The sequence below is a fragment of the Acidobacteriota bacterium genome (assembly GCA_016716905.1).
GTDB lineage: Bacteria > Acidobacteriota > Vicinamibacteria > Vicinamibacterales > SCN-69-37 > SYFT01.
In genome coordinates, this window is the sequence record JADJUS010000004.1 from 1,161,748 (window position 1) to 1,186,200 (window position 24,453).

Consider the following 24,453-nt stretch of genomic DNA (forward strand, 5'->3'; position numbering starts at 1 on the left):
TACTGGAGGTGCTTTTCCCTCCACCCCGGATTTCCCGGGGCACCCCCTCTCGGGATCCAAGAACATTCAGGGAAGTCAGGATACTCTTCGTGCCTTTTAGTGCTCTCAAACTTCACCCCAGCTTGCTCAAAAGCGTGAAAGAGATGGGCTTTGCCCGTCCCACGCCCATCCAGCTGGATGCCATTCCTCCCGCGCTCGAAGGGCGCGATGTGCTGGCCTGCGCCATGACCGGCAGCGGCAAGACGGCGGCGTTCCTGCTGCCGTTGATTCACCGTCTGATCGACACGCCCCGCGGCAACACGCGTGCGCTGGTGCTGACGCCCACGCGTGAACTCGCCGCGCAGATTCTTGAGGACCTCAAGGATCTGGCCGTGCACACGCCTATCACCGGGGCCGTGGTCATCGGTGGTGTGGGCATGGGCCCGCAGGAACATGCCTTCCGCAGCGGGGCAGACGTCATCATCGCCACACCCGGCCGGCTCATGGATCACATGCGCCAGTCTTACGCCAAACTCCAGCACCTGGAATACCTCGTGCTCGACGAGGCGGATCGCATGCTCGACATGGGGTTCCTGCCGGAGATTCGGAAGATCCTCAGGCAGCTTCCGTCCAAGCGCCAGACACTGTTCTTCAGCGCCACCATGCCGCAGCCGATCATTCAGCTCACGCATGAAATGCTGAAGGACCCGGCGCGTCTGCAGATCGAGCGCAAGGCCGCCCCAGCCGTGGGCATTACGCAGGCCGTGTATCCGGTGTCGCAGGAACTCAAGTCGCAGTTGCTGCTCACACTCCTCCAGCGCGGGGAGATGGACGATGCGCTGGTGTTTACGCGGACGAAGCACCGGGCGAACCGCCTGGCTGACTTCCTCATTCGCAACAAGATCAACGCGGATCGCATTCACGGCAACAGGTCGCAGCCCCAGCGCATGGCGGCGCTGGCGGCGTTCAAGAACGGAAGCGTGCGTGTGCTCGTGGCCACCGACATCGCTGCGCGCGGTATCGATGTGCAGGAACTGGGCCACGTCGTGAACTTCGACGTGCCGCTGGTGCCTGAGGATTACATCCACCGCGTCGGCCGCACCGCGCGGGCCGAAGCCACGGGTGATGCGTTCACGTTTGTGGCTCCGCAGGAGGAGTCGGACTTGCGCAGCATCGAAGCGGCCATCCACAAGCGCTTGCCGCGAGTGACGGTGCCCGACTTTGACTACAACGCGAAGCCGCCGGCGGCGCTTGAGATTCCGCTGGCCGAGCGCATCAAGGCCATTCGCGAGCGCAAGGCGGGCGAGCGCGCACGCGCGGCCGACAAGCAGCGGCGTCGCGGCGGCAGTGGTGGCGGCGCACCTGCGCCGCGGTCGGGCGGTCCCTCCGGATCGCGTCCGGGTGGCGGATCGTTTTCGCCCCGGCGTCCCGGCGGCGGTTCCTCACGCGGCCCGGCTCGGCGCAGGCCCTAACGAGTCCAGGGTCCAGAGTCCAGGGTCCAGAGTCCAGAGTCCAGAGTCCAGGGTCCAGAGTCCAGGGTCCGTACGGAGGCCGGGTCTTCAGACCCGGCTACATTGTTCAGGTGGTGGTTTTCAGCCTCCCGCCCAGAATGGTCATCGGCACGAGCGGCGCCGTGAAGACCACGTGATACCACAGCGGCACGTACGGCCAGGACATGCGGCGTCAGCGCGAGTGTGCCGAAGTGCTAATCGGGATTTGCCAGGGTGGCGAAGATCTTTCCGCCGACACGGAAATCCGGGTGACCCATGTGCGCCTTCTCCTCGGCACCCGGCAGCGCGACGGCCGCACGACGAAACTCGTTCGGAGTCATGACGGGCGAGTGAGCGGCGGCAACGCCGCCCTTCAGACCGGTGTCACCGAGCGCCGCCGCTTGGTGTAGTGGTAGGCGCTGAGGAAAACCGGAAACAACACGATTTGCGACATTCGATCGGCGGCTGATTCCGCGAGACCGAACATGCCGCCGACGAGTACGACCACGACGCTGAGGCTGACCGCTGGAATCAACGCAATCCCGACGATTTTCCAGTCAATGTTTTTCTTGAAGGTCATAGCGGCTCTCCCGTGATCTGACAGCTTAGCAAACACTCTCCCGGTGGTGGTCAACGTCAGGCATCAGCCGCGGCGGCACCAAATGCTTGCATTTGCCTGAAGTTCCTCGGGAGAGCGTCCTCCCCGAACATTTCTTGCCAGAAGTTGGCGTTCTGTGACGAATTTCAGTCGCCAAGGTGAAACCGTCGTGAAGGGAGCGCTGGCCCTTGTGGCCGACCAGGGCTTCGTGCGTGAGTGATCAGCGGAGGTGCGTGGACGATCTCAGGCGACCGCAGCCGGCATGACCAGTCGTTCACGATACTCGCGGCGAAGGAACCAGAGGTTCATCGCCAGCTGCAGCCCGATCGTGCTGACCGCGAGCCACCAGATCCACGTCAAGCTGAAGCCAGGCCAGCGCGAGAGCGTGACGATCAGCGCCACCTGAAGAATCGTGCGGGTGGCGGCAGAGATAAGAGGCGGCACACTGTTGCCCAGCCCCTGGAAGAGGCTCGACGTCACGAACGTGATGCCTGATGGCACGAAGCTGAACGACACGATGCGCAGGTATGTGACGCCCGCCGCCAGCACGAGCGGGTCTGTGGAAAACGGCCGGATGAACGACTCCGGAAAGAAGTGCGCGACCGAGGCGAAGATGAGCATGGCGCCGCCGGCCATGCCCGCCGCGTCGCGGAACGTGGCCTTCACGCGATCGAACTTGCCGGCGCCGAAGTTCTGTCCTGCCACCGGACCCACGGCAAACCCCAGCGCCACCACCGGCAGGAAGCCCGACTGGAGCACGCGCATGCCGATGCCGAATCCGGCTTGCGCCGCCGCGCCAAACGGCCGGGCCACCGAATACACCACCACCATGTAGGCGGCCAGGAACGCGAACTCCGCACCGGCAGGAATGCCGATCCTGAGGATCGCCCGCCACCGCGGCAGGTCGAGCTTCCATCGCACCGTGGCAAATCGCAGGTACGCGTCCTGCGGCAGGAAATACCACGCCATGCCGACCGTGCCGGCGGCCACAGACACCAGTGTGCCCAGCGCCGCACCCGCGATCCCCATCGGTTCACCAATACCCCAGCCGAACATGAAGATCGGACTCAGGATCATGTTGAGCGCCACCGAACCGGCGTGCACCCACATGCCGGGACCGAAGCGCCCGGTGCCGCGCAGCGCCGCGCCCATCGAGACCAGTGGGAACTGCAAGGCCATCGCGGGCAGGAAGAAGCGCAGGAACTCATGCGCCATCGCCGCGGTGGCCGCGTCGGCCGCGAGCAAGGTGACGTAGCTGTCAAGAGCGACGAGCGAGACCAAAAAAAACGCAGTGCCGATGAAGACGGCCATTAACTGCGACTGTCCGAACACATGCGTGGCTTCGACCGCATCCTTGCGGCCCGCCGCCTGCGCGATGAGTGACGTGGTGCCGACCCCAAGCGCCTGCGTGGCAGCCAGCACGATGAACGCCACGTTGCCTCCGATGCCGGCGGCCGTGACGGCGGTGGTGCCAAGGTGTCCCACCCAGTAGAGGTCCACCAACACGTACAGCGTCTGCAGGACCATGCCCACCAGCATCATCGCGGTGGTATTCAGCAGGTGCCGCGACACCGACCCCGTAGTCAGGTCTTTCATAAATGCACTTTCAAATCGGACTCTGGACCCTGGACCCTGGACCCTGGACTGTTACCGGGGTTCCAAATGCTTGCCCGTCACCAAGTGGTCCACCACGTATTCGCGCACCGCGTCTTCCACGCTCGTGGCCGCAGCCGTGTAACCCGCAGCGCGCAGCTTGGTCATGTCCGCGCACGTGTCGTACTGGTACGCCTTCGCGATGGCCTCCGGCATGTCGAAGTACTCGATGACTGGCGGCAGGTTGAGCGCCGCGAAGATGGCGCCCATCAACCGGTTCCAATCCGTGGACACGCCGCTGCCGACGTTGAAAATGCCGTGGTGTTCCGGATGGTCGAGCAGCCACAACGTCATGGCCACCGCGTCTTTCACGTAAAGGAAATCGCGTCGCTGGCCGCCGTCCGGGAACTCGGGCCTGTCGCTCTTGAAGAGCTTGACGCGCCCGGTGTCGCGAATCTGTTCATACCCCTTGCACACCATCGAGCGCATGTCGCCCTTGTGCCATTCGTTCGGGCCGTAGACGTTGAAGTACTTCAGCGATGCGATTGTGTTGAGCGCTCCGTTGTCGCGGGCCCACAAGTCGAACTCATGTTTGGACCGCGCATACAGATTCAGCGGCTTCAGCGCATCGAGCCCCGCGTGGTCGTCTGAGTACCCCTGTGCACCGTCACCGTACGTGGCCGCGCTGCTGGCCTGGATGAACCGCGCACCTCCCTCGAGCGCGGCCTGGCACAGCGTCTTGGAATACTCGAGGTTGTTCTCGCGAAGGTAGTCCCAGTTGGTTTCTGTCGTGCTGCTGCAGGCGCCCAGGTGAATCACCGCCGCCAGCCGGCCCTTGTAAGACCCTCGGGCCATGGCGCCCAGAAATTCGTCGTGGCACAGATACGCGGCATATCGCAGGGGCTTCAGGTTTTCGTACCGGTGGGCCGAAAGGTCGGTGTCGACACAGAGGATGCCGCGTTGCTCTCGCTGGTTCAGGCCCCAGATCACCGCACTGCCCAGAAAACCCGCCGCCCCAGTGACTGCAATCATGGCGTTGATTATAGGCGCGGGTGGCATGCTGAATCGGGCCGAATGGTGTCCAAGTGTGCGGCATACTGGCGGCCACTATTCGCGGTTGCTTGAGGTCCATCGTCTCGGGCGGGAGGTAGGCATGGTCAAGTCTGTGATCGTTGGTGCCGTGTTCATGTGCGCCGTTGTCGCGCCCATCAGCGGGGCCACGCAGGTTGTCACCATGCTGGACCTCGGCCAGCAGTCGCCCACCCCCCCAGAGGAACCGCCCTCGTCTTGGGGCAAGTGGTTGACGCCCACAGCGGCAGCCCGGCACCTGGGGCCTTCGTCCGCTTCGTCGTCCGGCGGCGGCCAGGACCAGGCGTCGCCCAGGAGCCCGCGAACATCAGGAGCGTCCTGACAAACGCCGAAGGCCGGTTCATGTTTCACGGCGTGCCAGCCGGGTATATCGGCCTGTCCGCGAACGCTTCAAGGTACATCTCCGCCAGTCCCGGGCAACGTCGTCCGATGGGGCCGTCACAACCGCTCCTGCTCGCCGACGGCGAAAGTCTCGCCTCTGTCACGATCAGGATGTGGAAGCACGCCGCAATTGAAGGGCGCGTGGTGGATGAGCACAATGAACCGCTCGTGCGTCGCAGCGTTCGAGCATTGCGCCGCGAATGGTCCGGTGGACAGGTACGCCTGACGCTCGGTCCGCAGGTCTCCACCGACGACCGCGGCACCTTCCGTCTCTGGTCGCTGGTGCCGGGCGACTACTTCGTGGTTGTCCCTTCGGCGCAGATCACGATGCCGGTATCTGTCGCCGCTGAATATCAGAAGCTGACTCGATGGACCCAAAGCTGCAAACCTGCAGACAGATCTGGTCCGCCGCCTAACGTTTTCAGGTGCACCATCGGCCGGCATCGGCGGTCAGCGCATTGGGGAGCATGTCCTTCAGGCCGGACGCGCGATTGCTGGACTTTCGAGGCCTGTTGGCGGCGGTCAGCGCGTGCTCGTGTATCCGACTGCGTTCGAGCCCCAACTCGATCAGGAGCCCATCAACCTGAATTCAGGTGACGAACGGCAGGGCATCGAGGCCATCGGTCCGCCTCGTTCCAGCGTCCCAGGTGTCGGGTGTCGCGACCGGCCCCGACGGGGCCCGTCGCATACCTGGGTCTGCGGCTGGTCCAAAGCCGCCTGGGCAACGGTCGACGCAGTGCTGGGACTCGAAGCGGCGATGACCGCGACCGACGCCGCAGGGCGCTTCACCTTTCTCGGCATTCCGGGAGGCTACACACTCCCCGGGCTGTATGTGCCCCGTGCCGACCTGGGTGGCGCCACCACCATCATCACCAGCGGCAGCGGGACGACGGCGCTCGTTCGCACCGGCTCAGGGGCGCCCGGCCGAACGATGCCACCCTCTTCGTCGAGGCCGAGATGGACTGGCGGTAGGGGACGACGATCTGGCGGCCTGATGTGCGGGTCATCGTGGGTGCCGGCATCTCAGGTTCAGTGGAGTTCGAAGGCGCCACGACGCCGCCCACCGCCCAACAAATTGCGAGGATGTCGATCAACTTCCGTTCCGTCGGAGGCACCGGCGATATCCTCGCCCGCCCGCGTTGAACGCGGGCAGGCAGATTCGGACACCCGGCCATCCCGCCGGCCGCTATTTCCTGACCGCGTCCTCGCAGGTGCCGGGCTGGACGATGGCGTCGGCGATGGAAGGTGCGCGCGACATCAGCCAGACCGGGGTCGAGCTTGAGGACGCCGATGTCACCAGCTGTGGTGGTGACATTCTCCGACAAGCGCACTGAAGTGCGGGCACGGTCCGCACCACCGAGGGTCGATGGGAGACAACGACGCGATCGTTGTCGTTGTTCCGTCTGACCTGCGTGGCTGGGTGACTGGAGGGATGAACTCGCGGCTGAGTGCGACTGTTCGTACCTCGCCGACCGGCAGCTACACCGTCGCTGGTCTACCGTCTGGTGACTATCGGATCGTTGCGCTCAGTGAAGACGTGGCCATTGAAGCGCGCGACCCTGCGTTCATGAAGCAATTGGCGCAACTGGGCGACGATCTCGTTGCGACAGGGGGACAGCGGACACAGGACCTGCGCACCGAGACGCGGCCTCTGGCGCGCCATTGGCGGCATCGCGTTCGCAGGATCAGACCGCCGCAGATTTCGGCCCAGCGGCGACGAGCGTGCTGGCGGCCCGCTTGTTCCGACTTCCCCTCGCCCCACCCAACCGCCACGCCCGAGGCGTCACGCACAGCCCGCCTACGACCGGCACAGGCGCGATCTGCGGAGTTGTTGTCCACCGAGGAAGCCATCCGGAAACCACTTCGTCGGGCCACGGTGCAGTTGAGCGGCGTGGGCCTCATCCCTTCGCGTGTGGCCACGACGGATGACGAGGGACGGTTTGTGTTTCGCGATTTGCCCGAAGGGCGCTTTAGTCTTTCAGCCAGCAAGCCACCATTTGTGGATGCCGCTTATGGCGCCACGCGACAAGGCCGCTCGGGTGCGCCTATTGCACTCACGGCCGGGCAGCACGTGACGGGAGTCTCCATCCGGATGATCCGCGGCGCGGTGATCGAAGGCACCGTACGGGATGGGTTCGGCTTGCCAGAGGAACAAGCCCAGGTATCCATCTTCCAGCGGCGGCCAGGCGCCAATGGCCCCCTGCAATTGGTATTGACGTCAGCGACGCCGCTGCCAAGTGACCGACGACCGCGGCCTGCAGGTTCTACGGGTTGCCTCCCCGGCGACTACATCATCGGGGCGTAAGCAACCGAAGCTCGGCCGGCCAGGACCTGAGGGCGCACACGGACGCAGAGATGCACTGGGCGGCCGCCGCCCTCACGCCCCCTGGACCACGGGCCACGCCACCGCCAGCATCTCAATCACTGGGCAGTGCGCCCGTGTATCTCCCGGGTGAGCCTCCGGCCAATGCGGCCCGACCACGGTGGCTGGCGGGAAAGAGCGGACCGGCGCGGACTTCACCACCATGGACCGTCCCGGCTGCCAGGGTCGGAGGACGCGTCGTTGGCCCGGACGGTGCCCCGGCGCGCGCAGTTGCAGATGAACATGGTCCGAGAGGGCGGATGGTGGTGATCCTGTTCGGAGCCGATGGTCGCCAGGCCGCTTCCCTGACGGGTCATTCTCAGCTGTCCGGTGTGCCTCCCGGTCGCCATGTCATCGCCGGCCCAGGCAATCGTCTCGTCGCCAGTGCCGGGGAGGGGGAGTGCAGCGCGTCTCGACCTATGGGCGATGGGAACAGTCGAGATCGACCAGGACACCACCGTGATCGCTGGCACTGGCGGCGGATGAGCGTGCGCGGACGCATCGTGTTTGAGAAGACGACCGCAACTCCGCCCAAGGACGGGTCGAGGCGTCTCGGTCCGCCTGCGCCCACAGCGACAACCAGGGTGTCTCTCGGCGCATCACCGGCCACCGCCGCACCTGACGCCACGTTTGTCTTGCCAGGCGTCCCGCCTAACGACTATCGAGTCAGCGTGAACGTGCCCGGCGGACGGCTGCGTTACCCACCTGGGTGATGAAGTCCGTGGTGGCGGGAGGTCGGGACCTCTCGGATGTTCCACTCAGAGTGCTCGCTGATTCCGGGATCGACGACCTCGTCATCACTCTCACCGATCGCGTGACTGAGATCACGGGATTGCTCACAGACGCCGTGGGGCGTCCGGCTCCAGAGTTCTCGATTCTTGTCTTTCCCGTCGATCGGACTCAGTGGGGGCAAGGGTCGCGTCGTCGCTTGCCCGCGACGCGACCGGCCAGTGATGGCCGGTATCGTGTGGCCGGCCTGCCTCCCGGCGAGTACTTCATGGTCGCCCTCACGGAAATTGATGCGAACGAGATGTACGACGTGGCGTTTCTGGAGTCTCTGATTCCCGCCGCGTTGAAGTTCGCGCTCGCAGAAGGCGAGAAGAAGGTGCAGGATCTGAAACTGTCCGGCCGGTAGAAAGCCTCTGCGTCTCTGCGCCTCCTGTAGTCCTGCGTGACTGCAAGCCTCAGTGCCTCCCCGCCTCCCGTGATCTTTCGTGCAACGTGCGATACATTCTCGGACACCATGAGAATGTTGCGGCAGATTGGTATGTGCGCGGTGATGGCCCTCGGGGCCATCGCGGCTGTGGGCGGCACCCAGGCCGCGCCGCCCCAGGCGACAGCCCAGGAATACCTGCTGAAGCCCGCGCGGGTCTTCGACGGCAACCGGGTGCGCGAAGGCTACGTGGTGCATGTGCGAGGCGAGCGGATCATCGCCGCGGGGCCGGAAGCCGAGGTGAAAGCACCAGGCGCGGAAGTGATGGACCTGCCCGGCATGACGCTGTTGCCGGGGTTGATCGACGCGCATTCGCACGTCCTGCTGCACCCCTACGACGAGGCCCCGTGGAACACCCAGGTGTTGAACGAGCCGCAGTCGCTTCGAGTGGCGCGTGCGGTCAATCACCTCAAAGCCACACTTGAAGCGGGCTTCACGACCGTGCGGGATCTGGGCACCGAAGGGGCCGACTACGCGGACGTGGGATTGAAGCAGGCCGTGGCGCAGGGCATCATCCCCGGCCCGCGGTTGCTCATCGCCACACGTGCGCTGATCGCCACCGGCAGCTATGCGCCAAAGGGCTTTGCGCCCGAGTGGTCCATTCCTCAGGGCGCACAGGAAGCCGACGGCGTGGATGCGCTCGTGCGGGCCGTGCGCGAACAGATCGGCAAGGGCGCAGACTGGATCAAGGTCTATGGCGACTATCGCTGGGGCCCGCGCGGCGAAGCCCAGCCCACCTACTCCCTCGACGAAATGCGCCTCATCGTCGAAACCGCCCGCAGCAGCGGCCGTGCGGTTGTCGTCCATGCGTCAACACCAGAGGGCATGCGCCGCGCGGTGCTGGCCGGCGCCGAGACCATTGAACACGGCGATGGGGGAACACCGGAAATATTCCGGCTGATGGCCGAGCGCGGCGTGGCTCTGTGCCCGACCCTGGCGGCAGGCGACGCCACGGCGCAGTACGCGGGCTGGAAGAAGGGCGCCGCACCCGAGCCTGCCGGCATCACGCGCAAGCGCGAAAGCTTCAAGGCCGCTCTGGCTGCCAAAGTGAAAATTGCCAGTGGCTCCGACGTCGGCGTGTTTGCCCATGGCGACAACGTCCGCGAACTGGAACTGATGGTGGCCTATGGCATGCCGGCGCTCGACGCGCTGCGCGCAGCCACGTCAGTAGACGCCGACGTGCTGCACATGGAAACCCAGATCGGCCGCATCGCGCCCACCCTGCTTGCCGATCTCGTGGCCGTGACCGGCGATCCGACGATGGATATCGGTGCGCTGCGGAAGGTGTCGCTTGTGATGAAAGGCGGGCGCATCGTGCGCCGATAGGATGGCCGTGCGCTTGCTGCTCGCCGTCGTGCTGTCGGCGATGATCCCGGCCTCGATCGGGGCCCTGCCGCAGAACCCGGTTGTGTGGTCCATTGAGCGCGCCGACACCGCGCTCCTCAAGCCCGGAGCCACGTTCACGGTGCTGGTCAAGGCCGAGATCGAATTCGGCTGGCATCTGTATGGCACGACGCAGCCCTCCGGTGGCCCGATTGCGACGCAGGTGTGGGTGGCCGACACGGCACCGTTTTCGCAGGCCGGCGCGCTCGGCGCCGAAACCACCATCGAAGGCTTCGATCCGAACTTCAACATCGTCACGCAGTACTACGACGACCACACGGTCTTTCGCGTGCCCGTCACGATTGCCGCCGGTGCGAAGGACGGCCGCTACACGCTGACTGTGAACGCACGCTACCAGAGCTGCAACGACACGTTGTGCATTCCGCCGCGGACGCAGGCGCTTCGCCTCGCGTTAGTGGTGGGCAACCCCGCAGCGTTGCCGCCGGCCGTATCTGCGCCCACCGCTTCCGAAGCCGCGCCGGCATCGGAGGCGGTATTGACTCCATCAACGGCTGCAGCGGCGGCTGTTGCCGCGGAAACGTCTGCGGCTCCGAAGCGGAAGGTGCCGGACCTGGCGGCTGCCGACGCGGCGACGACGCTGAGCGCGTATGTGGGGTTGGCGGCACTGATGGGCGCGCTGTCGTTGCTCACGCCATGCGTGTTTCCCATGGTGCCAATCACGGTGTCGTATTTCACGAATCGGGCGGGGCGAAGCCGTCGCGACTCGATCGCCCATGCTCTGGTCTATGGCCTTGGCATCGTCCTCACGTTCACCGCGCTCGGATTTGCGCTGGCCATTCTATTCGGCGCCTCAGGGCTGAATCGATTCGCATCGAACCCGTGGCTCAACATCGGCATCGCGCTGCTGTTCGTGACGTTCGCGTTCAGTCTGTTCGGTGTCTACGAAGTGGCGCTGCCGTCGCGGGTGGTCACCGCCGCGTCGAAGGCCTCCAGCGGCGGAGGATATGGCGGCACGTTGCTGATGGGCCTCGCGTTCACGCTGACGTCATTCACCTGCACGGCGCCGTTCCTGGGCACACTGCTGGTGGTGGCGGCGCAGGGAGACTGGCAGTGGCCGATGGTCGGCATGCTCGCGTTTTCAGCGGTGTTCGCACTGCCGTTCGTGGGGCTGGCGCTCGCGCCGCGGCTGCTGGCGTCACTGCCGCGATCGGGTTCCTGGCTCGTGGGCGTGAAGGCCACCATGGGCCTGCTCGAACTGGCCGCCGCGATGAAGTTCATTTCAAACGTCGATCTGGTGTGGGGATGGGGCGTGTTCACGCGCGATGTCGTGCTCACCACATGGATCGCCATCGCCGCCGTGCTGGCGGTGTACCTGGCGGGGCTCGTCCGGCTTGGCCATGCCCCTCGCATGAGCCGCCCGGGCGTGGGCCGGCTGGTGGCGACCGCCGCTGCGGTCACGCTCGGTGTCTGGCTCGCGCTTGGCGTGTCAGGCCGGCGACTGGGTGAACTGGAAGCATTCCTGCCGCCCGCTGACGCGGCGCACCTCGCGGAAGGTGGCGAGCTGCCGTGGCTGGTCAACGACTACGACGCGGCGCTTGCGCAAGCCGCCGCCACCGGTCAGCGCATCCTGGTGGATTTCACCGGCTACACCTGCACCAACTGCCGGTGGATGGAAGCCAACATGTTTCCGCGGCCCGAGGTCGCGCTCGAGATGTCGCGCTTCGTGCGCGTGCGCCTCTATACAGACGGCCAGGGGGAGTTGTACGAACGCTTCCAGAAAATGGAGGAAGACATGCTCGGCACCGTCGCGCTGCCGTACTACGCCGTGCTCGATCCAGACGGCCAACCTGTGGTGGCGTTCGGAGGGCTGACCCGCGACGCGCAGCAGTTTGTGCGGTTTCTGCAACGGGGGCAAACCGACACGATCACGCAGGATTACAGGAGGCGCTGAGGCACCGAGGCTTCGCAGTCACGCAGGATTACAGGAGGCGCGGAGACACAGAGGCTTTGGGTCAACGCAGGATCACAGGAGCCGCGGAGACGCAGAGCTTTGGATTTCAAAGAAAGAAGAAGGAATTCCTCCCTGTCTCGGAGTCTCCTGTGATCCGTCGTGGTCGCGGATGCGGCGTGTTATTGCCGCGCGCTGGCAGGCGCGGCGATTACGTCGGCTCTGGCAGCCTGCAGGATTTTCCTATTCGGCGCCTGCACGAATGCGACGGCGACGAGTTCCCCGGGATTGATCTTCGTCATCGCCTTGTCTTCGGCGGCGAATGTCTGGGGCGCGCCGGCTGCGGCGCCACGGCGGCGCGCGATGTCCGTCGCCAGGCTGCGCGTGATCGACTGGCCAATCGCAGCCAGATCAAACGTGTGCTGCACCGAGCCAGTCGCGGCGATCGGAAGTCCCTCGCTTTTGTCGCCAGCCACTCCCCGCACCACCATGTGGTGGCTCCTGATACCGTTCTCGCCGCCGAACATCAGCTGTTTCTCCGCCAGCACCACCACCAGCCTGAGGTCCGCGGTGTTCGCCGGCAACTTCGAGACGTCCGCGGTCACCATCACCTTGGTGCCCTGGATGGTCGCACGCACGGAGACCGCCGCGTCTGATGCCACTTCAAGCGCGCGGTCGATCAGGCCCACGTACTTCTCGTACACCTCGGGCGCGCGGTTCCTGCCGCCGCCACCCAGATTCTCTCCAGCCGGATTCGCCGCCATCGCGCCACTAATCTGCATCGTCGGCACGCCGTTCACGGCGTAGAACAGCCGCCGGGCATTGCTCTCGGGTGTGGTCATCGGATCCGGCCCCGGGATGTGCACGTGGTACGCAAGCGGGATGACGATGTCGGCGGGGTAGCGGTCGAGGGTGGTGTCAAAGGCGAGGTCGGCGGCCACGCAGGGAGGGCAGGCCGAGCCGGTAAACATCTCAAGGACCACGACGCGGTCGGTGCGGCGCGCGGTCGGCACGTAGGGTTCGGCCTTCATCATCTTCGGCAGGGCGCGATACCGTTCGTTGATGTCTGCGTCGAGCTTCGCCTCCAGCGCCGGCGTCATCACATCGGAGTTGCCGTGCTGCTTCGCGTACAGGGAACGCAGAGCCTCGCCATCGGCGCCGCGAAGGAATGAGAGCGCGGCCGCTTTCATGTAGTGGTCCAGCGCTTCGGCCACCGCGCCACGGTCATGTTCGAGTTTGGCCAGTGAGATCAGGGCGCCAGGCAACAGCGGATCGCGGCCGACTGCATCGAGCAGGATCGCTTCGGCCCTGGCCGGCTCGGCTTTGTACAGGTTCGTGAGTGAACTCAGCGCGGCCATGTTCACAGGGGCCGTTTTGATCACGTCGAGCAGGAAGCTCTCGGCGCGGGCCCGCTCATTGCGATCGACGTACAAGCTCACGAGGGCCGCGACGGCGGCGGGGGATTCCGACGCCGCTGCGCGGTATTCCACCTCGGCGCGCGCGGGGTCGCCCTTTGCCGCGTAGAGGCGGCCCAGCTGATAGCGGCCGGTCGCGCGGTTCTGGCTGGTGAGCGTGGGCGGCGCCATCGCGTCCACAAGCACGGCTTCAGCGCGGTCCAGCAGGACCTTGCGCGTCACCAGGCGCGCCGCCGCGCCGATGGTCTCGGTGAAACGCGCATCGGGCGTTGCGTTGGCCGGAATCCTGGCCAGCATGCGGTTGAGCACTTCGTTGGCGGAGCCTTCAGCATCGGGCATCTGCAGGACGGCCGAGAGTACCTGTGAATCAACGACATTCAACAGGGACGAACCCGGGTATCCAATCCGAATCTTCTCGAGTGCAGTGAGCCGATCGGCCAGTGTCGTGATGCGCAGCGCGGCGTCGAGCGCCTTCTGTTCGGGCAGCACCACGGCCGGTGCGGAGTCGTCGGACATTTCGCGCAACGACGGGTCCTGCGCCGGCGCCTGTTGTGCGCGGCCACTGGTCGTGACAAGGCCCATGCCGAACACGCCGGCAATGACGATCAGCGGCGCGACGATTCGCGAGACAGACATTCCGGCCCCCTTCAGGTCTACGTGATGGGCCTCATTGTAGATCACTCAGTTAGACTAGCCGGGCGATGTCTCTAGCCACCTTGCCCAGGCCGTTACGGCCACCGCTCAAGTGGGCAGGGGGCAAGCGTTGGCAGGTGCCGCACCTGCGTCCCTTGTGGGAGCCACATCGCCAGCGCCGCCTGGTCGAACCGTTCTGCGGCGGACTGGCTGTCGCGCTGGGCCTGATGCCGGAGCGCGCGGTCCTGAATGACGCGAATCCACACCTCATCAACTTCTATCGGTGGCTTCAGCGCGGCTTGCGCATCAAGCTGCCGATGGAAAACGATGAGGCGCTCTTCTATCAGCATCGGGAGCGCTTTAACGCCCTGTTGGAAGCGAACAAGAGCGACACAAGCGAAGCCGCGTCGCTGTTCTACTACCTCAATCGGACCGGCTACAACGGACTGTGCCGTTTCAACAGTCGTGGTTTGTTCAACGTGCCTTTTGGCCGGTATGCCCGCATCGGCTACGTCACGGATTTCGCCGCTTACAAGGAGACGTTCGCTGACTGGGTGTTCACCCTGGGCGATATCGAAGACCTCGCCTTGGAGCGCCGCGACTTCGTGTACGCGGACCCGCCGTATGACGTGGAGTTCACCACCTACTCCAAGGGCGGCTTCTCGTGGGACGACCAGGAGCGCACGGCAAGCGCGCTGGCGCGACATCGGGGTCCGGTGGTCCTGGTGAACCAGGCGACAGAGCGCATTGAACAGCTTTATAGGAAGCTCGGGTTCGCCGTCCGGTTCCTCGACGCCCCTCGCCGCATCAGTTGCACGGGGGACCGCACGCAGGTCCGGGAGATCCTGGCGACACGCAACTTGTGACGACGCGTGTCCACGACGGATTACAGGGAGGAAAGGAGGCCGGGAGTATCTTCCTTAGAAGGCGAAACCTCTGCGCCTCGGCGTCTCTGTGTGATCCGTCGTTGTCTCGTTCCCTCCGTGCCTCCTGTGATCCGTCGTGGCTGCGGTCGTGTAAGATTGCCCGTAATCCGACATGGTTGGGCACTCCCGGACCCGAATCTGGCGCACGCTTCTCTCGGTGGCGCTCGTGTGCTGTGTGGGAACCGGTGGCACAGGTGATCGCGTTTCCGCGCAGGCGCAGCCGCAGTTCGCGGACACCGGGACCATTCCCATTCGTGTCGTCAACGGCCGTGTGATCGTGCTGACGGACCTGGTGGGTCTGCGTTACACGAACGAAGCGAGCTTCGAGATTTCCTTCGAGTATCCGGATGCGCTGACGCTGCATCCGGATCAGTACGGCTGGCTGGGGCTGGATCCCAATGACCTCGGCCTGGGCGAGTCGCCACTGATTCACATCCTCATCTCGCCTGGGATCAAGTTGTCGATCCCCGCAAAAGAGGTGGTCGCCGAGACCTCAGAAGAACGTGTGGCGTTCCAGAACGCGATGACCAAGCTTCACTCGGCCGACATGGGTGAGCGCAAACTCAAGGGGACCATCGGCATTGGGTTGCTGAAGAAGTACTTCGTCACGCTCGACCTTGTGGAGAAGCAGCTCATCCTGGCGCCCCCCAAAGACACTGGCGAGGCGTCTGCCACGGCCGACCTCGCGGATGTGGTCATCACCCCGTTTGAGTACGCCAACAACCGTATCCAGGTCGGCCTCAGCTACGGCGACGACCGCCGCGGTGTTCTCGCCATCGGCGGCGCCAATTACGACACCGTGATCGATTCGCGCGTGACGAAGCCGCTGGGCAAGCCCGCCGGTGACGTCAGTCCGCTGTTCGTGGCGGACTCGGGCACCGCCGGCAAGCGCCTGGATCTGTCGCGGTCGCTGGCGTTCCGCCCGCGTGCGTTCGGGCTGGCCGCCACGCCCGGGGTCGATAGTCCGCTGGTCATCACCGGCGTCAACTTCCTTGAGCAGTTTCGCATCGAACTCGACTGGAACAACCAGCGCCTGGCCCTCACGCAGAAGGGCATCCCCAGGTATCCCCAACAGGACTTTGCGTTCTTCGAGGCTGAAAGCCGAGGCACGCCCGAGGCCCTGGAAGGCTACCTGACGAAGTATCCGAAAGAGCGGCTGAGCGCTGATGCTGCTGCGCTGCTGGTGAAGTCGCGGCTTGATGCCGCCGGGTCTGCAGACGCGGACGTCCTGAAGGCTATGCAGTGGGCTGTCAACACAGCCGGCGTCGGCCGCCGCACCGAGACGTGCCTCGAGTACGCGATGAGCTTTGGTGAAATGCCCGGCCGCACCGACCTGGCCATCGCCGCGGGGAAAGAGGGGTTGAAGTACTCGCGCGAAGCGTTTGACGCCCGCGTGGTGTACGACCTGCACCACCTGCTCGGGCAGCTTCACATGAAGCAGTCGAAGTGGACCGACGCCTGGAAGCACCTGCTCTCGGCGGCGTTCATGGCGCCTGACGATCTGGAAATCGCGCTCGATTTGGCGCGCGTCTATGACAAACAAGGGCAGAGCCGGCGCGCCTACGCGCGCTACAAGCGCGTGGCAGCCGCGGGCGGGGTGCCTCCCGAGATCGCCGTCGAAGTAAAAAGCGCGATGGACCGCATCCGCGTGTTGCTGCCGAAGGATGATCCTCTGCTGCGCGACGAAAAGGCTGCTGCTGGAAAAGGTGGAGGCGGCCGCTGATGGCGCAGGGACCGGTCCTTCAACAGCAACTCAATGCACTGGCCACGCGCGCTCAGCGCAGCCTCGGCCGGTGGGCGTTCGCGCGCGACCTTCGCATGACCGTGCGCGACTCACTCGTGTGGCTGCTGGTTGCACCCATCCTCCTGTTCAGCGCGCAAGTCGTGATGCTGCTCGTTGGTCGCGGGCCTCTGGCATGGCCCGCCATGGTGTGGGTGCTGCTCGCAGTGGCCGGACCGGTCGCCTATGTGGCCGTTCGCATGGCATCGCTCGCGAAGGGGCGGCACCTCGACCGTCGCGCGTGCCTTGGCGCGTTTGACCTGCAGCTCACCAGCAACGATCGGCTGGTGACCGCCGATGAATTTCTCGCCGCCGGCGCATCCGACCACTTCCGGCAGGCGGCGATTGACGATGCCGCGGATCACATCGCTCGGGCGGGCGCCACGACGCTCGAAGAAAAGGCGCTGCCGGCATGGGCCATCTCGCGGCGCAGTTGGGCGGCCACAGTCGCCGCCGCGGCTCTGATCGTCGGCGCGTTGTGGCTTGGTGATGTGGCGTCGGGCATCCGGAATGCACCGGATGCGGAAACGGTTTTGACCACCGCCGACCTGCAGACGGTACCGGCGCGTGTGGCGGCGGCATTGCTCGATCTGCGGCCCAATCCGCCGAGGCCCGATCGCCCCGAGGCCGCCGAGGCGGTGCCGGCGAACGCCTCGCAGCCCTCGGCTGATGCGTCGCCGAAGACGCCGAGGACGGATCAGGAGGCCGATGGCCAGTCACACGCCGGCGGTCAGGCGAGCAGCAAATCGGCGAGCCAGGCGATGAGCAGCAGCGGAACGCCGTCCAACCAGCAGACACCATCGCAGCCCCTTGAAGAAGACCCGCCACAGCCGCAGGACGCAGCGGCCACCACGCAGGCGAAAAAGGCCGAGGGGAAAAAAGGCCAGCAGCAGGCGTCGTCTGCCACGTCAGGCCAAGGCCAGTCCAAGTCATCCAGCAGCGATTCAAATTCCATCCCCGCCACCGACCAGCCCGATCGCGCCGGCGCGAACAAGGATGACGGGAAGGACGAAGAGGGGATGCAGGACGAGGAAGAGGAAGAGAAGACGAGCGGTGTGGAGCGGCCGTCATTGCGTCGCAACAAACCGCCGGTCGATCGCAACCTCTCGAATCGCCCTGCCACCGACCAGGCGGGTCCCAACGCGAACGGGCGTAGCGGACCCGGCGGTCGCAAGAAAACGCGCGGCGTGCCCGCGATGATCCTGGGTGTGCCAACGCCCGACCGCATTCAGGGGATGACCAACCCCGGCCGCTCGAAGGTGACACAGGAGAACTCGACGCCGAAGGAAGAACCGCAGTCGGCGCTGACCGCCGAGGAGCGGGCCGCGCGCGAAAATCCCTTCGGCTACATCGAGCACCCGGTGCTGCGGCCATGGATGCAGACCCTGGTCGAGAAGTATTTCCTGCAACTGCGTGGGAAGACTGAGCTTCCCCCAATCAGAAAAGAGTGACGTGATGACAACCACAACAGGCGCGGCCGAGGCGCGTGAAGCGGCGGCGCGGTTCCGCACGGTGTATGCGGATATCAAGCGGCGCGTGAACCAGATGATGGTGGGCCAGGACGAGATCGTGGACGGCGTCATGACCGCGCTCCTCGCCGGCGGCCACGTGCTGCTCGAGGGCGTCCCCGGGCTGGGTAAGACGATGCTCGTGCGGTGCCTGAGTTCGGCAATTGAAACCAAGTTTTCGCGCATCCAGTTCACGCCCGACATGATGCCCGCCGACATTCAGGGCACCTGGGTGCTGATGGAGAACGATCAGGGACGCCACGACCTGCGATTCCAGGAAGGTCCGCTCATCGCGAACCTGGTGCTGGCCGACGAAATCAACCGCGCCACGCCCAAGACGCAGTCGGCGTTGCTCGAAGCGATGCAAGAGCGTCAGGTCACCGTGGGCAAGCGCACGATCAAGCTGGACGAGCCTTTTTGCGTGCTCGCGACCCAGAACCCGGTGGAGCAGGAAGGCACGTATCCGCTCCCGGAAGCGCAGCTCGACCGTTTCCTGCTGAAGCTTGTCGTCGGTTACCCGAAGGAAGAGGACTACAGCGCCATCCTTGACCGTACGATCGGCGACCACGAAGTGACGATTGAGCCGGTGACCAATGCCGCGGAAATCGTGCGGCTGCGGCATATCGTCCGCGCGGTGCCGGTGCCGGCGCATGCGCAGCAATACGCCATTCAGGTGGTGATGGGCACGCAGCCTGGCAGCCCGTATGCGCCCAAGAAGGTCAACGAGTATGTCGCGCTCGGCTCCAGCCCGCGTGGCGCGCAGTCGCTGTTGCTGGCCGCCAAGGTGCGGGCGCTGGTCAACGGCCGATTTGCCGTGAGCATCGACGACATCAAGCACCTTGCGCTGCCGGTGCTGCGTCACCGGTTGCTCATCAATTTCCATGGGCAGTCCGATCGCGTGACCGATGCAGATATTGTGGCGGCGGTGCTGGCGGCTGTCAGAGAGCCGCTCGAAGTTGCTTCATGAGCGCGGCCCCCATTCCGTTCGACAAACTCTTTGACCCGGGTTTCCTCGCCTCGCTCTCGCACCTGAGCATCACCGTGCAGCGCGTGGCGGCGGGGGGCCGGTTTGGAGATCGCCTGTCGAAGGACCTGGGAGCCGGCATCGAATTCCGTGACTATCGCGGCTATTCCCCCGGTGACGACCCGCGCGCGATCGACTGGAACATCTACCGGCGGCTCGGCAAGGTGTTCCTGCGGCTGTATGAAGAGCAGCAGGACCTGCCGCTGTATCTCATGCCCGACGTCTCCACGAGCATGTTTCACGAGCCGGAGCCGCGCGCACTGACGGCGCTGCGCACGGCACTCGCGCTGGCGACCATCAGCCTGTCGCATCACGACTCGACGGCGCTTTTTCCGTTCGCGGAAAAAATGGAGATGCGCGTGAAGTCCATGTCCGGCAAGGCCAGCACCATGGCATTTGCCGAGCATCTGGCCCGGTTGTCGCCCCCGGCTGAGGCAGGCACGAATCTGTCGGCCGCACTTCGAAGGCTGGCCGATATGAACCTGCGCCGCGGCCTGCTGGTAGTGATCAGTGACTTCTTCGATCCGGCCGGCCTCGATGCCATCCGTGATGCGCTCAGGAGCATCCGGCACCGGATGTTGTTCGTGCAGCTCGTCCGCCCCTCCGATGAACAGCCCAACCTGGACGGCGATCTCAGGCTCGTGGACTGTGAGACGGGCGAGGCGGCCGAGATCACCATCACGCCTCATGTGCTGGAGCGGTATCGCGACGCGTACGCGCAGTTCAATCGCGACCTCGCGGCGCTTGTGAAGTACCACCACGGTGGGTTGCTGCGTCTTGATGTGGAAGAGGACCTGGTCACGCAGCTCAACACGCTGTTTGCCGCCGGAAGCCTCGTGGTATGACCTTCGCGAATCTGTCGGCGCTCGGGGTGGTGGCGGGCCTGGCCGGGCTGGCCGCGCTGCTGTTCGCGTTGCAGCAACTTCGCACCCGCTACCGCAACGTGACCGTCGTCACCACCTTGTTCTGGAAGCAGGTGGTGCACGAAGCGCCGGTCAGAAAACTGCGTGACAAATTTCGCCACCCGCTCGCCTACGCCCTGGTGCTCGCGATTTGCTCGCTCCTGTGGCTCGCCGTGGCCGAGCCGCAATTCGGTCGTCGGCCGGATCAGACATTCCACATCCTGGTGCTCGACGGATCGGCGGGCATGGCCGCCGGAAACCGGTTCGCCGACGCTGTGGACGCGCTCGAACGGCAGGTCGCCCGTTTGCCCAGCGACCGGCGCCAGGTGATCTGGAGCGGCGCGGACACTCGACCGTTGCTCAACCCTGGTGAACACGCGCTGCTCTTGCGCGCGCGCCTGGACCGGTTGGCGCCGCAGGCCGCCCCGGCGTCGCTTGAGCGGCTGCTGCGGCAGCTCAGTGCGACCTCGGCCAATGGCGGCAGTGAGTCGCCCACATCGATTCTGGTGTTTGGAGACGCCCCCGTTCGGAAACAGGTACTGGACCTGGTCCCCGCGTCGATGACGGTGAAGCGGGCCACCGCGCCGGCGCCGCTTGCGGGCAACAGCGGCATCACGGCGCTTGGGGTGTCTGATGCCGCTTCCGGCGCCTGGGACAAGGTGGACGTCTTCGTGCAGGTGCAAAGCACAGGCGACCGCCGCGCGGCACCGGTCGTGACGGCGGCGAATGCGCCCGGTGTCCGAATCGAAGTCAACGGACAGGCTGTGCCAGGCAACGCGATCGCGCGTGTCGGCCAGGGCTACGTTCTGTCTGACGTGCCGGCCGCGGGCGGCCTCCTGACCGCACGGGTTGTTGATGACCGATCAGGCGCCGACAGCCTTCCACTCGACGACGTGGCCCGCCTGCGATTGCCCACCAAGCCCATTCTCAGCGTGCAACTCTCGTCGTCATTGCAGGCCGTGCTCGGGCCGCTGCTTGAGGCGGACGCCGGCGTGACGCTCGTCGCGGAGCAGGCCGATGTGGTCATCCGGCGGAAAGGCGAGTCGGTGGGCGGCAACGCGCCCGCGCTTGAGTTCGTGCCTGCGGCGTCCCAGACCCAGGCGTTCCTGTTGACGCATCCGGATTCCCTGAGTTCGAGTGCGGTGTTCACCAACGCGGTCGCCGACATCGGGTTGCAGCAGATCGACGCGATGAGCCTGGCGCGCTCGTCTGGCCGTCCGATCGAAGTCTCAATCACGTCCGGCAGTCAGTGGCGCTTCTCCGTGTGGGAGGAACTGCTCGCGGACGAGTTCGACTTCACACGGTCTCGCGCCTTCCCGCTGTTTGTGGCCAACGCGGTGCGCTGGCTCGCCGATACGGAGAGCTGGCATCCGTATGTCGCCGCCGGCCGGCCGCTCATCACGTCTTCCACCGGTCGTAGCACTGAGATTCTCAACGCCGCCGGCCGCGTGCTGGATCCCATCGGCGCCAGTTTTGTTCCCGTCGTCGCAGGCGACCTCAAGGTGAACGGACGTGCGGCGCCGTTGTCGGTCTCGCTGCTCGACGCCGAAGTGACGACCGGTGCGCGCGACGAGTCATTGGCGATAGCGACGTTGGCGCCGGTCGATCTCACGCCGGCGACGGGGCTCGTCACGGGCCTGTTAATCCTCGCGCTGCTGCTCCTCGCGGCCGAGTGGTACTTCTTCCAGATGGGCCGGATGCCGTAGTGACGTCATGACGGTCAGCTTCCTGTATCCGTGGTTTCTCCTGCTGGCGCCCGCCATCGCGCTGCTGTGGTTCCTGCCGCGCCGCAGTAGGGGCCGCGATCGTACTCAGCGAATCTTGCGCACCGGCGTGTTCCTTCTTGTCGTGCTGGCCCTGGCTCGTCCGGTGTTGCTCACATCCGACAGCGAGACCTACCAGGTGTTTGTGGTGGATGAGTCCGGGAGCGTCAGCCCTGCACGGAGAGTCCGGCAGCGCGAGGCTGTGGCACAACTTCGCGGTGAATTCCCCGCCTCGACCTCGTCGCTTGTCGTCGTAGGAGCCGGCTTCGAGGATCGCACCGGGTTTGGTGCGGTCACTGAGATTCGCGACAGTCACAGCGGGTCGCCACTGGGTGCGGCTATCGGTGCCGCGGCACGACAGGTGCCCGAAGGCGCCCGCGGCGTCATTCATCTGTTCACAGATGGCCTGGCCACCGACCGGCGTTGGGCCCCCGAGGTGCAGCAGGTCATCGATCGCGGCATCACGCTGCACACCTACGATCTCGGATACGACCCCGCCGACGTGTACCCCGCCGGACTGACGGCCAGGGGTCTGTTGCGAGTGGGCCAGACAGCGCATGTCGAAGTGAGCGTGGCAGGCACCGGCACCGGGCTGCGTGTGCGTCTTGTGGGCGCCGGCGGTGAAGAGATCGCGGTCTCGGCCCCGTTTGACAGCGACGAACACGCAACAGTGCCGCTGACGTTCGAACCGAAGTCGGCCGGGTTCCTCAGTGTGGCAGCGCAGGTGGTTGACGCGGAGAAGGACTCGAATTCCAGCAACAACGAGTTCCGTGGAACTCTGGCCGTCCAGGATCCGCTTCGCGTGTTTTACCTCGGCGATCGGGTCCGGGGCGCAGCCTCCAGAATGGGCGGCCTGCTCGGTCGCGGATTTGATGTGGCCGATGGAAGCACACAGGCCCTGTCGCCAAACATCAATTTGTCGTCGTACGACATGGTGCTGCTCGACGACCGGCCGGCCAGCCTGGTGCCGGAGTCGTTTCAGCAGCACCTGGCGGATGCAGTGGCGCACCAGGGTCTTGGCCTGGTGTTCTCAGGCGGCAAATCCGCATTTGGCACGGGTGGCTACGACGGCACTCCCGTCGCGACCATCTCGCCTGTGGAGTTTGTGCAGCGGACAGAGAAGCGCGACCCCAGCACCGCGTTGGCGATCATCATCGATACGTCGGGGTCGATGACCGGCACGCGCCTCGAGTTGGCGAAGCAGGTGGCCCGCCTGGCCGTCAGACGCCTCAAGGCCCACGACCGCATCGGCATCGTCGAGTTCTACGGCAACAAACATTGGGCGGTGCCGCTGCAGTCGGCGGCCAACAAGATCACGATTGACCGCGCCATTGGCCGCATGCAGGCGATTGGCGGCACGGTGCTCCGACCGGGCCTGGAAGAGGCGTACTACGGACTGAAAAACGTGGACACGCGCTACAAGCACATCCTGGTCATCACCGACGCCGGCGTCGAGACCTCCGACTACGAGACCATCATCCGGCAACTGACGAAGGACGGCATCAACCTGTCCACAGTGCTGGTGGGCGCGCAGGCGCACAACCAGTTGCTCATCGACCTCGCGTCGTGGGGCAAGGGACGCTTCTACTCGGCCATCGATCGGTACAGCCTGCCGGAAGTCATCCTGAAGCAGCCGTCCACGATGAAGCTGCCGGCGTACAAGACTGGTGCGTTCGGCGTGCAGAGTCGCGGTGGTGAAGGCTGGTGGAGTGATATCGACCGCCGCGCGATGCCTGCGCTCAACGGCTACGTGGAAACCACGATGCGCGATGGCGCCGACGCCCTCATGGAAGTGGCGGGCAGCGGCGACCCCCTGCTGGCGACATGGCGCTACGGGCTTGGGCGCGTCACGGCCATGATGACCGAGCCCGTGGGTGAAGGCACCACAGGCTGGGCGAGGTGGCGCGACTACGGCCGTATGATGGCGCGCATCGTTTCTCGCACGGCCGACGACTCGCGGCTGTTCGACTACCAGGTCCAGCGAATCGATCACGAGGTGGAGGTCACCGCGCGGCGCACCAGCCGCGACTCCACGTTGTATCCGGAAGCTGCGGTGCTCGACACCGAAGGCCGCCAGACTGGAGTCGTCACATTACGTGAACTGGCGCCCGGCCATTTTTCCGGTCGCGTCGCTGTAGACCCGGCTGAGGCCGTGCGAGTGCTGGCCTCCGCGCATCACGTGAGTGGGGCGCAGGCAGGCCAGCAACCGACCCACCTCATCTCACCTGCACTCGACGATGTGGCTGGTGAACAGCAGGTTGATCCCGTGAAGGGCCTGGATCTGGAAGCGCTGGCGGCGGCCACGGGCGGTGCGTATACCGACCCCGAGCTGCTCACCGCCGGCACATTCACGAGCACCACCGCGCTTGGTCCTACGCAGGATGCCGGCGCGTCACTCTCGGCGGTCCGGTTGTGGCCGGTGCTGCTGCTGTTGGGTCTGTTGCTGTATCTTGCTGAAATCACCTATCGTCGCTGGCCGTCTGCCTCCACAGAAGGGAACTGATC

Annotated in this window: 20 protein-coding genes and 1 pseudogene; 15 read left to right on the forward strand and 6 right to left on the reverse strand. The window is 65.3% G+C overall.

Annotated elements, in window-relative coordinates:
- The first annotated feature begins 89 nt into the window (after nt 1–89).
- Nucleotides 90–1,451 (forward strand): DEAD/DEAH box helicase, encoded by a 1,362-nt coding sequence (locus IPL75_09210; GenBank protein ID MBK9240433.1) that lies wholly within the window; start codon nt 90–92, stop codon nt 1,449–1,451.
- A gap of 248 nt (nt 1,452–1,699) precedes the next feature.
- Here the strand turns inward: IPL75_09210 and IPL75_09215 are convergent.
- The 4 genes and pseudogenes from IPL75_09215 to rfaD form a co-directional block, all read right to left on the reverse strand.
- A pseudogene (locus IPL75_09215) lies at nt 1,700–1,810 on the reverse strand (MmcQ/YjbR family DNA-binding protein).
- Nucleotides 1,811–1,842: 32 nt separating this feature from the next.
- Nucleotides 1,843–2,049, reverse strand: a complete 207-nt coding sequence (locus tag IPL75_09220; GenBank protein MBK9240434.1) for a hypothetical protein — start codon at nt 2,047–2,049, stop codon at nt 1,843–1,845.
- Nucleotides 2,050–2,310: 261 nt separating this feature from the next.
- Nucleotides 2,311–3,663: an MATE family efflux transporter gene (locus IPL75_09225; GenBank protein MBK9240435.1), complete on the reverse strand. Its 1,353-nt coding sequence runs from the start codon at nt 3,661–3,663 to the stop codon at nt 2,311–2,313.
- Nucleotides 3,664–3,714: 51 nt separating this feature from the next.
- A complete protein-coding gene (rfaD, locus tag IPL75_09230; GenBank protein MBK9240436.1) occupies nt 3,715–4,692 on the reverse strand; it encodes an ADP-glyceromanno-heptose 6-epimerase in 978 nt (325 codons plus the stop codon).
- Nucleotides 4,693–4,813: 121 nt separating this feature from the next.
- On the opposite strand from rfaD, the gene IPL75_09235 reads away from it, so the two are divergent.
- A complete protein-coding gene (locus tag IPL75_09235) occupies nt 4,814–5,071 on the forward strand; it encodes a hypothetical protein (protein ID MBK9240437.1) in 258 nt (85 codons plus the stop codon).
- A gap of 928 nt (nt 5,072–5,999) precedes the next feature.
- On the opposite strand, the gene IPL75_09240 is transcribed toward IPL75_09235, so the two are convergent.
- Nucleotides 6,000–6,245 (reverse strand): hypothetical protein, encoded by a 246-nt coding sequence (locus IPL75_09240; protein MBK9240438.1) that lies wholly within the window; start codon nt 6,243–6,245, stop codon nt 6,000–6,002.
- Nucleotides 6,246–6,269: 24 nt separating this feature from the next.
- On the opposite strand from IPL75_09240, the gene IPL75_09245 reads away from it, so the two are divergent.
- From IPL75_09245 to IPL75_09270, 6 genes are all read left to right on the forward strand, one after another.
- Nucleotides 6,270–6,464: a hypothetical protein gene (locus IPL75_09245; GenBank protein ID MBK9240439.1), complete on the forward strand. Its 195-nt coding sequence runs from the start codon at nt 6,270–6,272 to the stop codon at nt 6,462–6,464.
- A gap of 32 nt (nt 6,465–6,496) precedes the next feature.
- Nucleotides 6,497–7,435 (forward strand): carboxypeptidase regulatory-like domain-containing protein, encoded by a 939-nt coding sequence (locus IPL75_09250; GenBank protein ID MBK9240440.1) that lies wholly within the window; start codon nt 6,497–6,499, stop codon nt 7,433–7,435.
- Nucleotides 7,436–7,974: 539 nt separating this feature from the next.
- Entirely contained in the window at nt 7,975–8,205 is a 231-nt protein-coding gene (locus tag IPL75_09255; protein ID MBK9240441.1) for a hypothetical protein, read from the forward strand.
- Nucleotides 8,205–8,627: a carboxypeptidase regulatory-like domain-containing protein gene (locus IPL75_09260; GenBank protein MBK9240442.1), complete on the forward strand. Its 423-nt coding sequence runs from the start codon at nt 8,205–8,207 to the stop codon at nt 8,625–8,627. Before IPL75_09255 ends, IPL75_09260 begins: the two co-directional genes overlap by 1 nt.
- 132 nt (nt 8,628–8,759) lie before the next feature.
- Nucleotides 8,760–10,031 (forward strand): amidohydrolase family protein, encoded by a 1,272-nt coding sequence (locus IPL75_09265; GenBank protein ID MBK9240443.1) that lies wholly within the window; start codon nt 8,760–8,762, stop codon nt 10,029–10,031.
- Nucleotides 10,032–10,038: 7 nt separating this feature from the next.
- The gene (locus IPL75_09270; protein MBK9240444.1) at nt 10,039–12,000 is read left to right on the forward strand and encodes a thioredoxin family protein; all 1,962 of its coding nucleotides are present in this window, start codon (nt 10,039–10,041) and stop codon (nt 11,998–12,000) included.
- Nucleotides 12,001–12,179: 179 nt separating this feature from the next.
- Here the strand turns inward: IPL75_09270 and IPL75_09275 are convergent, their stop codons facing one another.
- Nucleotides 12,180–14,048 carry a hypothetical protein gene (locus IPL75_09275; GenBank protein ID MBK9240445.1) on the reverse strand — a complete coding sequence of 623 codons (1,869 nt, stop codon included), beginning with the start codon at nt 14,046–14,048 and terminating at the stop codon, nt 12,180–12,182.
- Nucleotides 14,049–14,113: 65 nt separating this feature from the next.
- Between IPL75_09275 and IPL75_09280 the strand changes: the two genes are divergently transcribed.
- The 7 genes from IPL75_09280 to IPL75_09310 all read left to right on the forward strand — a co-directional run bounded on the left by IPL75_09280 (nt 14,114) and on the right by IPL75_09310 (nt 24,451).
- Nucleotides 14,114–14,911 carry a Dam family site-specific DNA-(adenine-N6)-methyltransferase gene (locus IPL75_09280; GenBank protein MBK9240446.1) on the forward strand — a complete coding sequence of 266 codons (798 nt, stop codon included), beginning with the start codon at nt 14,114–14,116 and terminating at the stop codon, nt 14,909–14,911.
- 172 nt (nt 14,912–15,083) lie between these two features.
- Nucleotides 15,084–16,694, forward strand: coding sequence for a hypothetical protein (locus IPL75_09285; protein ID MBK9240447.1), 1,611 nt, complete (start codon nt 15,084–15,086; stop codon nt 16,692–16,694).
- Nucleotides 16,694–18,202, forward strand: coding sequence for a hypothetical protein (locus IPL75_09290; GenBank protein MBK9240448.1), 1,509 nt, complete (start codon nt 16,694–16,696; stop codon nt 18,200–18,202). Before IPL75_09285 ends, IPL75_09290 begins: the two co-directional genes overlap by 1 nt.
- Nucleotides 18,203–18,206: 4 nt before the next feature.
- Nucleotides 18,207–19,226 carry a MoxR family ATPase gene (locus tag IPL75_09295; protein ID MBK9240449.1) on the forward strand — a complete coding sequence of 340 codons (1,020 nt, stop codon included), beginning with the start codon at nt 18,207–18,209 and terminating at the stop codon, nt 19,224–19,226.
- Nucleotides 19,223–20,128 (forward strand): DUF58 domain-containing protein, encoded by a 906-nt coding sequence (locus IPL75_09300; protein ID MBK9240450.1) that lies wholly within the window; start codon nt 19,223–19,225, stop codon nt 20,126–20,128. Before IPL75_09295 ends, IPL75_09300 begins: the two co-directional genes overlap by 4 nt.
- Nucleotides 20,125–21,891, forward strand: coding sequence for a hypothetical protein (locus IPL75_09305; protein ID MBK9240451.1), 1,767 nt, complete (start codon nt 20,125–20,127; stop codon nt 21,889–21,891). Before IPL75_09300 ends, IPL75_09305 begins: the two co-directional genes overlap by 4 nt.
- 7 nt (nt 21,892–21,898) lie before the next feature.
- Nucleotides 21,899–24,451, forward strand: coding sequence for a VWA domain-containing protein (locus IPL75_09310; protein ID MBK9240452.1), 2,553 nt, complete (start codon nt 21,899–21,901; stop codon nt 24,449–24,451).
- Nucleotides 24,452–24,453: the final 2 nt, after the last annotated feature.